The sequence below is a fragment of the Salinimicrobium sp. 3283s genome (genome assembly GCF_039602225.1).
GTDB lineage: Bacteria > Bacteroidota > Bacteroidia > Flavobacteriales > Flavobacteriaceae > Salinimicrobium > Salinimicrobium profundisediminis.
In genome coordinates, this window is the sequence record NZ_CP143631.1 from 3,469,114 (window position 1) to 3,484,593 (window position 15,480).

Annotated in this window: 12 protein-coding genes; 6 read left to right on the forward strand and 6 right to left on the reverse strand. The window is 42.4% G+C overall.

Features of this window, described 5'->3' with window-relative positions; translation table 11 throughout:
* Position 1 precedes the first annotated feature (1 nt).
* Positions 2-1,153 (forward strand): N-acetyl-alpha-D-glucosaminyl L-malate synthase BshA, encoded by a 1,152-nt coding sequence (gene bshA, locus VS868_RS15380; RefSeq protein ID WP_345598592.1) that lies wholly within the window; start codon positions 2-4, stop codon positions 1,151-1,153.
* 33 nt (positions 1,154-1,186) lie between these two features.
* Here bshA and VS868_RS15385 read toward each other — a convergent pair whose 3' ends face one another.
* Positions 1,187-1,654 carry a hypothetical protein gene (locus tag VS868_RS15385; protein WP_266068279.1) on the reverse strand — a complete coding sequence of 156 codons (468 nt, stop codon included), beginning with the start codon at positions 1,652-1,654 and terminating at the stop codon, positions 1,187-1,189.
* Positions 1,655-1,786: 132 nt separating this feature from the next.
* Between VS868_RS15385 and VS868_RS15390 the strand changes: the two genes are divergently transcribed.
* The 4 genes from VS868_RS15390 to VS868_RS15405 all read left to right on the forward strand — a co-directional run bounded on the left by VS868_RS15390 (position 1,787) and on the right by VS868_RS15405 (position 8,420).
* Positions 1,787-4,696, forward strand: a complete 2,910-nt coding sequence (locus tag VS868_RS15390) for an FAD-linked oxidase C-terminal domain-containing protein (RefSeq protein WP_345598594.1) — start codon at positions 1,787-1,789, stop codon at positions 4,694-4,696.
* 51 nt (positions 4,697-4,747) lie between these two features.
* Positions 4,748-5,812 (forward strand): chorismate synthase, encoded by a 1,065-nt coding sequence (gene aroC / locus VS868_RS15395; protein ID WP_266068276.1) that lies wholly within the window; start codon positions 4,748-4,750, stop codon positions 5,810-5,812.
* Positions 5,813-5,830: 18 nt separating this feature from the next.
* A complete protein-coding gene (locus tag VS868_RS15400; RefSeq protein ID WP_345598596.1) occupies positions 5,831-7,156 on the forward strand; it encodes a dicarboxylate/amino acid:cation symporter in 1,326 nt (441 codons plus the stop codon).
* Between the two features lie 109 nt (positions 7,157-7,265).
* Positions 7,266-8,420, forward strand: a complete 1,155-nt coding sequence (locus tag VS868_RS15405) for a tyrosine/phenylalanine carboxypeptidase domain-containing protein (RefSeq protein WP_345598597.1) — start codon at positions 7,266-7,268, stop codon at positions 8,418-8,420.
* A 189-nt stretch (positions 8,421-8,609) separates the two neighbouring features.
* Here VS868_RS15405 and VS868_RS15410 read toward each other — a convergent pair whose 3' ends face one another.
* Positions 8,610-9,023: a DUF393 domain-containing protein gene (locus VS868_RS15410; RefSeq protein WP_345598598.1), complete on the reverse strand. Its 414-nt coding sequence runs from the start codon at positions 9,021-9,023 to the stop codon at positions 8,610-8,612.
* A 13-nt stretch (positions 9,024-9,036) separates the two neighbouring features.
* Positions 9,037-11,208, reverse strand: a complete 2,172-nt coding sequence (locus tag VS868_RS15415) for a DNA mismatch repair protein MutS (RefSeq protein ID WP_345598599.1) — start codon at positions 11,206-11,208, stop codon at positions 9,037-9,039.
* A 44-nt stretch (positions 11,209-11,252) separates the two neighbouring features.
* Between VS868_RS15415 and VS868_RS15420 the strand changes: the two genes are divergently transcribed.
* Positions 11,253-11,918: a uracil-DNA glycosylase gene (locus VS868_RS15420; RefSeq protein ID WP_345598600.1), complete on the forward strand. Its 666-nt coding sequence runs from the start codon at positions 11,253-11,255 to the stop codon at positions 11,916-11,918.
* On the opposite strand, the gene VS868_RS15425 is transcribed toward VS868_RS15420, so the two are convergent.
* From VS868_RS15425 to ppk1, 3 genes are read right to left on the reverse strand one after another with little or no spacing between them, the layout of a single operon-like run.
* On the reverse strand, positions 11,919-12,563 hold the full coding sequence (locus VS868_RS15425) for a hypothetical protein (RefSeq protein ID WP_345598601.1): 645 nt from the start codon (positions 12,561-12,563) through the stop codon (positions 11,919-11,921).
* Between the two features lie 6 nt (positions 12,564-12,569).
* A complete protein-coding gene (locus VS868_RS15430; RefSeq protein WP_345598602.1) occupies positions 12,570-13,418 on the reverse strand; it encodes a substrate-binding domain-containing protein in 849 nt (282 codons plus the stop codon).
* On the reverse strand, positions 13,415-15,466 hold the full coding sequence (ppk1, locus tag VS868_RS15435) for a polyphosphate kinase 1 (RefSeq protein ID WP_345598603.1): 2,052 nt from the start codon (positions 15,464-15,466) through the stop codon (positions 13,415-13,417). Before ppk1 ends, VS868_RS15430 begins: the two co-directional genes overlap by 4 nt.
* Positions 15,467-15,480: the final 14 nt, after the last annotated feature.

Genomic DNA, 15,480 nt, shown 5'->3' on the forward strand with positions numbered 1-15,480 from the left:
CATGAAAATAGGCATTGTTTGTTACCCTACTTTTGGGGGAAGTGGTGTGGTAGCTACCGAATTGGGGATGGCACTCTCCCGCAGAGGGCACGAGATACATTTTATTACTTATAAGCAGCCGGTAAGGCTTGAACAGCTTTCTCATAATATACATTTTCACGAAGTTAATGTACCCGAATACCCTCTGTTTCACTATCAGCCTTACGAGCTTGCCTTAAGCAGCAAGCTGGTAGATATGGTGAAATTGCATAAAATTGAGGTGCTGCACGTACATTATGCCATACCTCATGCCTATGCAGGTTACATGGCAAAAAAAATGCTTGAGGAAGAAGGAATCTACCTGCCAATGGTAACCACCCTTCATGGAACCGATATTACGCTGGTGGGCAACCACCCTTTCTATAAACCGGCAGTTACTTTTAGTATTAATAGCAGTGATGTTGTTACTTCGGTATCTCAAAGCCTTAAGGCAGATACCCTGCGTCTTTTTAACGTAAAGCGCGAGATTGATGTAGTGCCCAATTTTATAGATACCACAAAATATACCCAGTCTATTAGCAACTGCCAAAGAAGTATGCTGGCTCAAAGTGATGAGAGGATCATTACCCACGTAAGTAATCTTAGAAAGGTAAAACGGGTAAGGGATGTGATTATGATCTTTTATGAAATTCAGAAAAACCTCAAATCGAAGCTTATCATGGTAGGGCAGGGGCCTGAAAGAGAAATGGCCGAAGAACTGGTGCAAGAGTTAGCACTGGAAGATAAGGTGTTATTCCTGGGGGAATCTCATGAGATTGACCAGGTATTGAGCTATTCCGATCTTTTTCTTTTGCCTTCAGAAAAAGAAAGCTTTGGGCTTGCCGCCCTTGAGGCTATGGTGAATGGGGTGCCAGTAATTTCAACAAATACCGGAGGTCTGCCCGAAGTTAATAAGCAGGGCTTTTCGGGGTATTTAAGTGATGTGGGAGAGGTATCAGAAATGGCAGCCAATGCAATTCATATACTTCAAGATGATGCCACCCTTAAAAGGTTCAAAGAAAATGCACGTAAACAGGCATTTATTTTTGATGTATACTCGGTTGTTCCTCTCTACGAAAACCTTTATCAAAAAGCTTTAGATATTACCCAAAAAGAAAAGGCTCCCAAAAATTAATTCCGGGAGCCTTTTTTATGATAATTGTTATGTCTAGAACTGGTATCTAATCCCCAGCGCTATATCAAATCCAAGATCATCATTGTAATCACTGAATCCAATTTCAGGTCTAAAGTCAAGAGATAGGAGTAGGGGGAAATCAAAATCATATTCAATACCCACATCCCCGGCGATTAGAACAAAAAAGTCACTGTCATCACCAGTATCAACAGAACCTAATCCACCACCGGCACCGGCATACCAGTTAAATCCGCCTTCAAGGTTCCAAACCCACTGGTAAATTCCTGTTAGTCTAAAGGCATCAAGGTCATTTCTGCTTCTCCAACCCAAATCCAGTTCAAGTCGGTTGTTTTCTGACAATCCATGTTGATAAGAAATTTCTGTTCCAAATCCATCATTGTCTCCCAAACGTAAACCCAAAGCATGATCTGCAATATTTTGTGCTTGTGAAGAAAGGCTAAAACCAAAAATACATAAGGTTAGTAAAACGATTTTTTTCATATCTTTTCATTTAATTTGTTCCTACAAAATTAGACTATCTGATATATCGATTACCCCTTACCTCCGCTAATTAAATGTTAATGTTAATAATAGCCTGTAAATCAGGCTGCCATAACCTGTTACTGCTCCCCTATGAATCAAAAGCTTAAAAAACTCGACCAAGACCTGCAAGGTGAACTCTTCTATGACGCCCTATGGAGAAGGATTTTCGCAACAGATGCTTCTGTTTATCGCACTATTCCTCTCGCTGTAGCCTATCCAAAAAATCTGGAAGACATAAAGCAGCTTATTTCTTTTGCCAATAAAAATAATACGTCGCTCATTCCTCGTACAGCCGGTACTTCCCTTGCAGGGCAGTGTGTAGGGGAAGGTATTGTAGTTGATGTCTCAAAATATTTCACTTCCATTCTTGAACTTGATACTGATAAGAAAACAGTTAAAGTTCAGCCGGGAGTGATTCGCGATGACCTTAACAGGTACCTGCAGGCTCACAAGCTGTTCTTTGGGCCCAATACTTCTACCTCAAACCGTTGTATGATAGGTGGAATGGTTGGTAATAATTCCAGCGGAACCACTTCTATCAAATATGGCACCACGCGCGAAAAGGTTGTGGAAATGAAAGTGCTGCTCAGTGATGGTTCAGAGGCTGTTTTTTCTGAAATTTCTTCGGAAGAATTCCGAAAAAAAATGGAGCTGGATTCCATGGAAGGTGAGATCTACCGGAAGCTTTATGAAGAGCTTAAGCCTGAAGCAGTGCGTGACCAAATCACAGCAGGTTTTCCAAAACCGGAGATCCACCGCCGCAACACAGGTTATGCAGTAGATGAACTGCTGCCGGCTGAAGTTCTGGGAGGAAATGAAGATAAGATCAACATTTGTAAACTGTTGTCTGGTAGCGAAGGTACTTTGGCTTTTACTACCGAAATTACCCTGCAGCTCGATGCACTGCCACCGGAAAATGCTGTAATGATCGCTGCACATTTTGAGTCATTGGAAAAATGCCTGCAGGCGGTTGTACCGGCAATGCAGCATTCCCTGTTCACCTGTGAGATGATGGATAAGGTGATCCTGGATTGTACCCGGAATAGTCTTAAATACCGCGAAAATCGTTTTTTCATAGAAGGTGACCCGGCAGCTATCCTCATGCTCGAAATAAGAGCATTTTCAGAAGAAGAATTGACAAACCGTACTGCCGAACTCCTAAAAACCCTTACGGATTCCGGACTTGCCTATGCGCTTCCGGTACTTCGGAATGAAACCATAGATCTTGCGCTGGAATTAAGAAAAGCAGGTTTGGGGCTTCTCGGGAACATTGTAGGTGACCGTAAAGCCGTGGCTTGTATAGAAGATACAGCTGTGGCGGTAGAAGATCTTGCTGCATATATTTCAGAATTTTCCCAATTAATGCTCAATTACAGGCAGGATGCGGTGTACTATGCTCATGCCGGCGCAGGGGAACTGCACTTAAGACCTATCCTTAACCTTAAAAAGGAAGATGATGTGGTGCTTTTCAGAAAAATTACTGAAGAAGTGGCTGCCCTCGTTAAAAAATACGGGGGTTCTATGAGTGGGGAGCACGGTGATGGCAGGGTACGGGCCGAGTTTATACAGCTCATGATAGGAGAAGAGAATTACAACCTCTTAAAAAGGGTAAAAAACATCTTCGATCCAAATAATATTTTTAATCCGGGGAAAATCATTGACGCTCCCCCAATGGACGAGAGCCTAAGGTACGTGCCGGGTAGAAAAGAGCCCGAAATCGAAACGATTATGGATTTCTCCGATTCTCTCGGGATTCTAAGAGGGGCTGAAAATTGTAATGGTAGTGGCGACTGCCGCAAACCTGCCGAAGCAGGTGGCGTAATGTGCCCCAGTTACCGTGCCACCCGCAATGAAAAAGATACCACCAGGGCCCGGGCCAATGCTTTGAGGGAATTTTTGACAAATTCTGATAAACAAAATAAGTTTGATCATGAAGAGTTAAAGGAAGTTCTTGACCTGTGCATTAGCTGTAAAGGTTGTAAAAGTGAATGTCCTTCTAATGTTGATATGGCCGCTTATAAAGCAGAATTTCAGTATCAATACAACAGTACCAACGGCAGTTCGCTGCGTTCAAAAGCTTTTGCATTCAACGCTGCCCTCAACAAAAAGACCTGGCGATTTTCCCCTTTTTCGAACCTTATGTTTTCAAATGCGCTTACGGGGGGGCTTATAAAGAAATCAATGGGTATTGCGCCACAACGACGTTTGCCTGCTCTTTCCCGGCAAACCCTTTCTTCTTATTATAAAAAGAATGAGAGAAAGCTTACCACGCCTATTAAAACCGTTTATCTCTTCAACGATGAATTTACCAATTACCTTGATTCTGAAGTTGGTGTGGCTGCAATAAAACTGCTTGAAGGGCTCAATTATGAGGTGAAAATTATAGAACATCCTGAAAGTGGGCGTGGATTTATTTCAAAAGGCTTTTTAAAGGAAGCCAAAGAAGTAGCCAATAAAAACGTTTCAATCTTCAAGGATATTATTTCTGAAGAGCGTCCGTTGCTCGGGCTGGAACCTTCAGCAATATTGAGCTTTAGGGATGAATATTTGAGGCTGGCCGATGATAAGGCGGCTGCCATGAAAGTATCTAAAAATGCCTTTTTACTCGAAGAGTTTTTTAAGAAAGAAGTCATCGCCGGAAATATTACTGCCGATTCCTTTTCTTCGGAAAAGAAACGGATCAAATTACATGGCCATTGTCACCAGAAAGCTTTGGCGGGTGTAGAGAATACTTTTGTGATGCTCAACCTTCCGAAGAATTTTGAAGTAACCGTGATCCCTTCAGGTTGTTGTGGTATGGCAGGTTCTTTTGGGTATGAAAAAGAGCATTATGAGGTAAGTATGCAGATTGGCGAACAAACGCTGTTCCCTGCAGTGCGAAAAGCTTCCGCAGAGACAGTTATTGCTGCTCCCGGAACCAGCTGCCGTCATCAAATTTATGACGGAACCGGTAAAAAGGCCCTTCATCCTGTAGTGATAATGGCTGCGGCTCTTAAATAAACATTTTTAAATCTTGGCTTAAAAAATTACATTTGCTCAAAATCACCTTCAATGGCCGGAAATTCCTTTGGAAATCTATTTAAACTTGTCACTTTTGGGGAATCACATGGCCAGGCTATCGGCGGAGTGATTGACGGATGTCCCGCCGGACTCCCTATTGACACCGAAAAGGTACAGCAGGAGTTGGCCAGGCGTAGACCCGGGCAATCTTCTATCGTAACCCAGCGCAAAGAACCCGATACGGTAAAATTCCTTTCGGGTATCTTTGAGGGGAAGACAACAGGTACGCCTATTGGCTTTATCATAGAAAATGCCAACCAAAAGTCAAATGACTATTCACATATTAAAGATGTGTACCGCCCTTCTCATGCTGATTATACTTACGATCAAAAATATGGCAACAGGGATTACAGGGGTGGAGGTAGATCATCGGCCCGTGAGACTGCCTGTAGGGTAGCGGCCGGAGCCATCGCAAAACAATTGTTGAAAGACGTTACATTCACCGCCTATACTTCTGCGGTAGGAGATATTAAGCTTCAGAAGAAATTTGAGGAGCTGGATCTTTCTGAAATAGAAAAGAATCCGGTACGATGTCCCGATCCTGCAACTGCCAAAGAAATGGAAACTTTCATTAAGCAAATCCGGTCGCAGGGAGATACTGTGGGGGGAGTAGTGGAGTGCGTGATTTCTAATGTTCCCGTTGGGCTTGGTGAACCTGTCTTTGATAAACTTCATGCCGCTTTGGGGGGTGCCATGCTTTCCATAAATGCCGTTAAAGGATTTGAATATGGAAGCGGCTTTGCAGGTGCGTCTATGAAAGGCAGTGAGCACAATGACCATTTTCGAACCGATGGCTCTACGATTACCAACTTTAGCGGAGGAATCCAGGGAGGTATTTCTAACGGTATGGATATTACTTTTAGGGTTGCCTTTAAACCCGTAGCTACCCTTATGCAAAAACAAAAGACCATAAATGCTGAAGGGCAAGAGGTAGAAATGCAGGGCAAGGGCAGGCATGACCCATGTGTGGTGCCGCGGGCAATTCCTATTGTAGAAGCAATGGCGGCTCTGGTTCTCGCCGATTTTTATTTGTTGAACAAAACATCAAAAATATAATTTCAGAGATACTTTAGTATGAAAAAATTAGCGCTGCACTGGCAGATCTTACTGGGAATGGCCGCTGGGGTGATTTTCGCCCTTCTAATGACCAATTTTTCCTGGGGAGCCGAATTTATTAGTGATTGGATCAAACCTTTCGGAAATATTTTCATCAATGCCTTAAAATTAATTGCAGTGCCTCTTATTTTGGCGTCCCTGATAAAAGGTATCTCCGATTTAAAAGATATCTCGAAGTTGTCGCAAATGGGAACCCGTACAATTCTCATTTATGTTGCAACTACGGTGATCGCAGTAACAATTGGTCTGGTGATGGTCAACGTCATTGAGCCGGGTGCTGCAATTGCCGAAGACACCCGAAACGACCTTATTACGAGTTATGAAGGTGATGCCAATGTGCGTATTGCCGATGCACAGCGGCAAAAAGAAGCCGGGCCGTTGCAGGCCCTGGAAGACCTTGTTCCCGGGAACATATTTGCGGCAGCCAGTGATAACGGGAATATGTTACAGGTAATCTTTTTTGCAATCTTCTTTGGCATTGGTCTCATCTTAATACCCGAAGAAACAGCGAAGCCCGTAAAAGCCTTTTTTGACGGGTTTAACGAAGTTATTCTCAAATTAATTGACCTTATCATGCTGGCTGCGCCGTATGGGGTTTTTGCTCTTCTGGCTGCTCTGGTGGTAGAGTCTCCCAGTTCCGATCTTTTTGCAGCGCTTGCAATGTACGCCGTAACGGTGCTTGTAGGGCTTGCTCTAATGATTGGGGTTTATATGATGTTGGTCTGGATCTTTACGGGGCGTACCCCGTCTTTCTTTGAAAACGGAATTGCCCCCGCACAGCTCTTAGCTTTTTCTACCAGTTCAAGTGCGGCGACCCTCCCCGTAACTATGGAGAGGACCGAAGAACACCTGGGCGTGCACGAAGAGGTTACCAGTTTTGTTCTGCCAATTGGAGCTACAATAAATATGGATGGTACCAGCTTATACCAGGCCGTGGCAGCAGTTTTTATTGCCCAGGCTTTTGGTATGGATCTCTCTATTGGTGCGCAACTGGGAATTATTGCCACAGCCACCCTGGCGTCTATTGGTTCGGCGGCAGTACCGGGTGCGGGAATGGTGATGCTGGTGATTGTACTTGCCCAGGCCGGGATCCCCGAAGCTGGTCTTGCTCTCATTTTTGCTGTAGACAGGCCTTTAGATATGTGCCGTACTATGGTGAATGTTACAGGAGATGCTGCTGTTTCTATGATGGTAGCAAAATCTGTAGATAAACTGGGAGAACCACATGAAAGAAAGTGGGATGATTACCTTCCAAAAAAGGAAAAGATCTCTAAAGAAAAATAAGGATTTTTTATCCATGTAATCCGTCATTTTTCACACTTAAAGCTTGCGAGGCTTACAGGAATTTCTTGTATTTGCGCGGGATTAATTTTTAACCTGAATTTGTTCAGTAATGACCGATAAAACCCGCAGTTACTACAAAACGCTTCTGCAAATTGACCAGAATCTAGACCGCCTTGTTCGGGAGATCGATGTACTCAATTATTTGAATCCATTGAATATCGAGCAGGAAAAAAAGCGATTTTTTGGCTCTAAATTTTCAGAAGATCCGGTTTTCAAATACAGGAAACTCAAGTTTGATCCCTATACGCTGCAACGGGAATTATTCAGCCAAAGGCTCGAAGATATTCCCGATGAAGATATCTATAAACTGTACTACGATGCTGTTTATGAATATTCTGGTTTGGTGCAGTGTGTGGCTACAGTGGGTAAAGAAAAAAAGTTCTTTTACAATTCGCTTCGGGTATTTGGAACACCTACAGAGAAGGATGTCAAAAATGCCAAATTCATCCTTCATTTTCACAAAGAGGAAGACGCCGAAGAAATGGTGCCCCGCTATAATGCCGATCAGGCGCAGGCTTATTTTCAGGCTTTTGGGGAGAGATATCCTTTTAAATTCCGGATAAGACAGAGTAATAGTATCACCGGAGCTGCCATGGCATTAAATTCGGGGGAACTGGTGGTCAAGAAAAACAGGAAATTCAGTGACAATGACCTCAAAGTCCTTTCAAATCACGAGATCTCTGTGAACATGCTCACCACCTTCAACGGATTAGACCAAACCCTGAGGATCTTTTCTCACGGCTTCGCCAATAATCATCCTACCCAGGCCGGACTCGGGATTTTTAGCGAATATATGAGCGACAGTCTAAGTCTAAAAAGGGTAAAGGAACTGGCATACCGGGTACTTGCTGCCGATAGCCTCATAAAAGGCTACAGCTTTAGCGATACCTTTGATCTCTTGTACAGCCAGTACAAGCTTGACCGGGAAACCTCCTGGTTAATTTCCTTAAGAGCACACCGCGGCGGCGGATTTACCAAAGATTACCAATACCTGCCCGGCCTTAAAAAGGTCTACGACTATTATGCTGCTAAAAAAGACATGGGGCTACTGCTTACCGGTAAGGTGGCTCTTGAAGATGCCGAACTTATCGAAAAGCTTCAGCAAAAAGAACTTGCTCAAAAGAACACCCACTTTCCTCATTCTTTTCAGGAGAACAGGAACACTAATGACAAGCTTAAATTCCTATTAAGCAACCTTAAATAAGTTATAAGTGATCAGTATCGGTGCTCAGTGATCAGTTTGACCTCTGACTTTGCCTGAAGATGGTTACTTTTTTCAGGCTAATGATCTTTTCCGGGTTTTATACTGCAATAAATTATAGTACTCAACGCTTCGGCCTAAGTCCATTATTCAGGTTTGAAATTTGAACTTTAAACTTTAAACCTTTAAAGTCTATTTCAGGAATAAAGCCTGTAGCTCTGGGGTGGGCACCATACAAGTGTCCTTCTTTCCAAACCAGCTGTACCTGTTATTAGCAACAAGGCTATATACGCCATCTCTAAGACCTTCGGGTAGGGACTTAAAATACTTTAGCCAGGAATAGCCTTTTAAATGTCGGGCGATCTCGATTGCAGCGGTCGATTTGTGATAATATGCCACCCCGGGCTCGATAAGGATCACCGAATCCAGGTTTTCTGTATCTATTCCTTTTTCATTAATGATTTGACGGCCCACATCACTTTGAAGGGGTGCAAATCGAAATACATCATTTACATCATTCTTAATGATGGTTTGTACCGTTTTGTTGCAAAGATTACAAACACCATCAAAAAGGATGATCTTCTTGTTTTCAGGGAAATTTACCATAATTTTTCTTTTTCTATTTTTTTCGTTGCACGAGCTCCAACTGGTCTACAGAAACCGAAGTAGTGAAAATGCCGTAATTCACTTTAGCATTTCCTTTTTCAATACTGTCAATGCTTCCAACGGCTTTCCCGTCTTGCATACGCACTCTGTCTCCTACCTTTAAAACCGGTTTTGGCTTTGCAACTTCTTCTTTAATCTCTTTTTCCTGCTTTTCTTTTTTCTTTTTTCTAATTTCTTCCACCTTCTTTTCAGCTTCCTGCATCACCTTCTTTTCCTTCGCTTTTTCCACCTTTTTTTCTTTAGGTGAAACTTTTTTTCGCTTGGAATTCTCTACTTCTATGATCTTCAGGAATTCGGCAATAAGCTCTTTTTTCTTTTTATTCTGAAAATATTTTTCACCCAGTTCATTGATCTTGTTACCTAAATAAATTAACCGCTGATTGCTGTCGTATAACTCCTGAAAATTCTCCAGTTTCTGCTGAATTCGGGCGTTTGTTTCTTCCAGCTTTTTCTTTTCAGATTCTGTTTTTTGTTCTTTGGTCTTTAAAGCTGTTGTTGTCTTCGAAAGTTTTGACCGTTCCTTCTGAAGGTCGGCAATACTTTTATCAAACCTAATTTTTCCCCGTTCTACCTTCTTTTTTGACCGGTTGATAAGGCTGTAGGGAATTCCGTTCTTTTGGGCTACCTCAAAGGTGAAGGAGCTTCCGGCTTCTCCCATATGCAGCTTGTAAAGCGGTTCCAGGGTTCTTGCATCAAACAACATGTTTGCATTGATAACATGCGGCAGCTCATTGGCCAGCATCTTTAAGTTGGCATAATGGGTAGTGAGAATTCCAAAAGCTTCTTTTTCATAGAAGACCTCCAGGAAAGTTTCAGCCAAAGCCCCTCCCAGTTCCGGGTCACTTCCTGTACCAAATTCATCTATCAGGAAAAGTGTTTTATCATCTACTTTCTTCAGAAAGTAATTCATGTTCTTTAAGCGGTAGCTATATGTGCTCAGGTGGTTTTCAATACTTTGATTATCGCCAATATCTGTAAGTATCCTGTCAAAAAAGCACATCCTGCTGTATTCGTGTACCGGAATAAGCAAACCACTTTGCACCATGAGCTGTAAAAGCCCCATGGTTTTGAGCGTAATACTTTTCCCACCGGCATTAGGACCTGAAATTACGATAATGCGTTTATCACTGCTCAACTCAATGGTCTGCGGATAGGTCTTTTTATTCTGCTTCCTGTTGGTAAGCAAAAGCAGCGGATGATAAGCATCTATTAATTCAATTTCCCTATCGCGCGAAATCTTGGGCATTACGGCATTCATGTCCATCCCGTACTTTGCCTTGGCAGCAATAACATCTATGTTGCTCAGAAATTCCTGGTAGTCTATCAGTAAACTGCGATAAGGCCTTACAAAGCTTGTTAGCTCCTTCAGGATCTTCTTTATTTCTTCCTTTTCTTCATACTCCAGGTTGTTCAGTTCGCGGGTGTAGTTATAGGTGGTTTCGGGCTGAATGTATACAATGCTTCCTGTTTTAGAATTCCCTAAAATTCCGCCTTTAACCTTTCGCCGGTGCATGGCAGAGACTGCAAGCACTCTTATATTATCTACTACGGTCTCGCGTATGTCATCAAGATAACCAAGGTTGTTGTAGTGGGTAAGAGCACTCCCAAAGCTGGAGTTAATTTGCCCTTTTACATGCCCAATCTTTCTGCGTGTTTCCTGAAGCAGGGGAGAAGCGTCATCTTTTACCTCTCCAAATCGATCAATTACCTGATTGATTCTCTCAATGATGAGCGGAGTATACTCTACTTCTGAAGCAGTTTCGTGAAGACAGGGATAAATCTCCTCAAACTTCTCAAAGAACCTGATGAGGATGTTCGATGTTTCTGAAATTGAGCCAATCTTCCTGAAACTCGAAGCCTCCAGCCGGGTCTCTTCAATCCCCAGGAATTTTATTTCCTGGTCTATAGCATCAAAGCCATGATTGGGAATACGACTTTCCTGTTGGTACGAAGACACATATTCATTAGTTTTTCGAAGCGCAAAAATGGTTTCTTTGTAACTTGAAAAAGGAGCTATTTCGAGCGCTTTATTCTTACCGGGACCTGTGACCGTATACCTGCTAACTTGCTGGCATACTGTAGGAAATTCAAGGTCCTGAAGAGTCTTGGCTGTAATTTTGATCATAGAAAAATTCCCTATTTTTGGGAAGCTGCAATTTAACCAATAATATGACCTTTAACCTCACCCCAGATTGGAAAAAAAAGTTAAATCACGAGCTTGAAAAGCCTTATTTTAAGGATCTTCTAAAATTTGTGTCTGCCGAATATGAGGCGAATCAGTGTTTTCCTCATCCCGATAACATATTCAAAGCCTTTGAACTTTCTTCTTTTGAGGAAACTAAAGTGGTAATTATAGGGCAAGATCCATACCACGGTTACGGGCAGGCCCATGGTTTGTGTTTTTCTGTGCAGCCAGAAACCAAAGTTCCACCTTCTTTAGTAAATATTTTTAAAGAAATTAGCGATGATTTAGGAACACCTTTGCCTGGACATGGCAACCTGAAACACTGGGCAGAGCAGGGGGTATTAATGCTAAATGCCACGCTAACAGTGCGGGCAGGGCAGGCCGGCTCTCACCAGGGGAAAGGCTGGGAAAAATTTACAGATGCCGTGATCTCCACTTTGTCAAATGAGCGGGAAAACCTGGTATTTCTCCTGTGGGGTGGCCCTGCACAAAAGAAAGGCCGTAAAATTGATTCCAAAAAACATTTAGTGCTTACCAGCGGGCACCCCTCTCCATTAGCAGCGAATAGAGGCTACTGGTTTGGGAACAGGCATTTTAGCAAAACCAATGAATTTCTAAAATCTATAGGCAAAGAACCCATAGCCTGGTAATTAGAACCTGTAACCTACGTTAACCGTGGGGAGCAGGACGATATCGGGAGAATTTTTATCAAAGAGGTTTCTGCCTATTCCAAAAGATACATCAATTAGAAAGCCCTGTTTGGCAACAAATTTTCCACCTACACCTATTCCAATAGCGATATCGGTATATTCCAGGTCGGCTTCTATGGTCTTTAATTCTCCGGTGGTTGAATCTCTTATTTCAACCTCTTTTTCGTTATTTCCATTAGAGAACATCCCAAAGGCTTCGGCATAATAGCCGCGGCCAACCCGGTCATCTTTCAGAAAATATTTAAATTTTCCGGTAATTGAAAAATCTTTGGAATAGACTTCAGAAAGATCTACATCTTCGCCTTCGTTCTTATTGAAGACTTTTGAGAAGAACTCGACTCCGGCAGAAGTGTGATCGCTAATAAGGCGTTCGTACCCCACATCAAGTGCCCCAAAAACCAACAGGTTAAGCACATTAAGGTGTGCCTCGCTTTTGGTTGTATCCCTTTTGAAGATGATCTCTTCCTGGAATGCAGGTTCTGTTTCAGTTTGAGAAGTATCCTGCATAAATGCTCTTTCCTGGGCTATTCCCGGTGTCGCCAGAAGCAGGAGTGTCAAAAATGTCAAAAAATTGATCTTTTTCATATTCATTTATCGGGGTAAAAAATAGTAATTGTCTTTGGTCTCCGGGATAAGGTCAAGCTCCAGGAGCTGCTCCTGTACCTTCTGGATCTCAAGCACAGAAATTTGTTTTTGGCTCCAGGTAGTGATCTTAAGCCATTGCTCAATATCCTCTACTTTTTGGTCGTATTTTTTAGCTAGTGCGAGCTCGACTTTTGGGATTTCCTTAAATTTTTTAGTGACCTCATTTAGTGTCTTGAGCATGGTGAGGATTCCTGCCTGGTCTGCCTCAAAAAAGTCTTTTCTTACGGCAATTACAAAGCAGGACCAGGGGGTAGGGCAATCTCCAACTCTTCTAAACACTCCTTGATCTACGAGAGGTTTCGTGGTAAAGTGTTCCCACATAAAATAACCTGCCCTTCCTTCCTTTAAGGCTTTAACAGCCCCGTTGATGTCGCCCACAACTTCAAATTCAAGTTTTGAGGTATCCCAGCCCATATTTCGGGCGTTTACGTACGCCATCAGGTGTGAACCCGACCCATACCGGCTAATAGCCACTTTTTGATTTTTCAGGTCTTCCACCGACTCAAAATTTGATTCAGCAGCTACGTGTATTCCCCAAATTAGTGGAGAAGCAATGTATTCCTGTACAATAAGTGCCTCATTTCCGTGTAAAATATCTTTGATAATACCTTCAGTAAGAATAACGGCAACATCAATCTCTTTATTTCTTAAGGCCTTGCACATAGCCCCGGTACCGTCGGGAAAATCGCGCCAGCTAAGATCGAGACCGTTGTTATTAAATGTTCCGTCATCAATACAAAGGTGCCATGGCAGGTTGAAATGTTCTGGTACTCCTCCAACTTTTATATTTCTCATGAGGCATGTTTTTCTTTGAGGTACTTGTATATTTGGTACTGTGATCTTATTTCTTTTTCTCCCGGTTTGGCCGCTACAAAATTATTCTTTTCTGTGGGATCCTGAATTCTGGCCTTTACATTATCGTTAAATTGTATTTCAAGGATATCTTTAAATTCCTTTGCGATATCTTCATCATAAATGGGTGCGATCACTTCTATCCGGCGATCCAGGTTTCGTGTCATCCAGTCGGCACTACCAAAAAAGAGCTCTTCCTTTCCGTCATTTTCGAAGATGTAAATGCGGCCGTGTTCTAAAAAACGGTCAATTATGCTGGTCATGTAGATGTTGCTGCTAAGGTTCTCAACCCCTGCCACCAGGCATGTAAAGCCCCTAACCAGGAGCCTTATATCTACACCTGCTTCACTGGCGTCATATAAAAGGTCGATGATCTCCTTATCTTCAAGGCTGTTCATTTTAGCCTTGATCCCAGCTTTTTTGCCAAGTTTTTTATTCTGAATTTCCCGGTTGATCATGTCTGCAAAAGACTTCCTGGTCGAAAATGGCGAAATGAGAAGGTGTTTTGCCCGCGGGATAATTAATTCCCCTTCAAGCACCAGGAAAACCCGTGAGAGTTCGCTTGTTAGCTTCTCATGTGCGGTAAATATTGCATGGTCACAGTAAATTTTTGAGGTTTTGCTGTTAAAATTACCTGTACCAATATAAGCGTAGTCTTTTAATTCTCCATTCTCTTCCCTGGAAACCAGCAGGATCTTGGAATGAACCTTAATTTTGGGGTAACTATAGATAACTTTAGCCCCTTCTTCTTCAAACTTTCTACCCCAGTCGATATTATTCTTTTCGTCAAACCTGGCTTTAGCCTCAATAAAGACAGTGAGTTTTTTGCCATTTTTGAGTGCCGAGAGAAGGGCAGAAGTAACTACAGATTCATCGGCAATCCTGTAAATGGAAATCTTTATTTCCTTTACCTGTGGGTCGTGTGCGGCTTGCTGTATGAAGCGTTCTACATATTCAAAAGACATGTAAGGAAAATGAACCGACTGGTCTTTTTTTGCAATGACCTCAAAATAATTTTCAGCAGTTTCCAAAACAGAATGTTTTACCGTGGGCCATTCTTCAAAATGTAAGGCCGGATTATTTGTGGGATCAGGGAAAGAAAAATAGTCACTAAAATTGTGATATCTGCCACCCGGCATCATGTCAATTTTTCCAAGTTTAAGCCGCTTCCGCAGTATTTTTTGATCTTCTTCCGGCATATGGGAGTCATAAAGCAATCTCGTAGGTTGGCCATCGGTGCGTTGTTCTAAAGATTCATAGATCTTCTCGGCCAGCAATCCGTCTACTTCATCATCTATATACAACTCCGCATCCCGGGAAAGCTTGATCTCGTAAATTCCGGTAATTTCTTTATCAGGAAATAACTTCGGTACGTTTACTTTTACAATATCATCTAAAAATGATATTTTATACTCCTCTGTTTCCGAAGAAAAAGTGATGAACCTTTCGCATTCATCTGTCGGAATATTTACAATTCCAAACTCCGATTTATCCCCGAAACACACCATAAAGTAGAGGCTGTTATTCTCCAAAAAAAGCTCTTCGCCACCAAAAGCGCTTGTTGTAGTAGCATTGATGCACTTTCGTATTTTCTTAAAATACCTGTGTGCAAATTCTTCCTGGTGCGCATTGTAATCTTCCCTGTGTACCAGGTGTATGCCTGCGGTCTCCAGCTCGGGGATGATCTCTTCTCTATAGATCATACCGAACTTTTCCTGTTGCTCCCTTACTTCCTTGAGTATTTCCTTTACCGTCTTATTCGGCTTTAAGGCCAGCTTTTTCCTGATGCTTTTCTCTACCCGTTTCATTTGCCTTAGCTGGGAAACGCGAACCCGAAAATATTCATCGAGGTTCATGGAGAAAATAGCCAGGAACTTTAGCCGCTCGTAAAGAGGTGTGGTCTTATCCTGTGCTTCCTGCAGCACTCTCTCATTAAAACTTAACCAATTTAAATCGCGGTGCCTTTTAATTTTCTCTTCAGGCTTTAACATACGGAGGGGTTTCG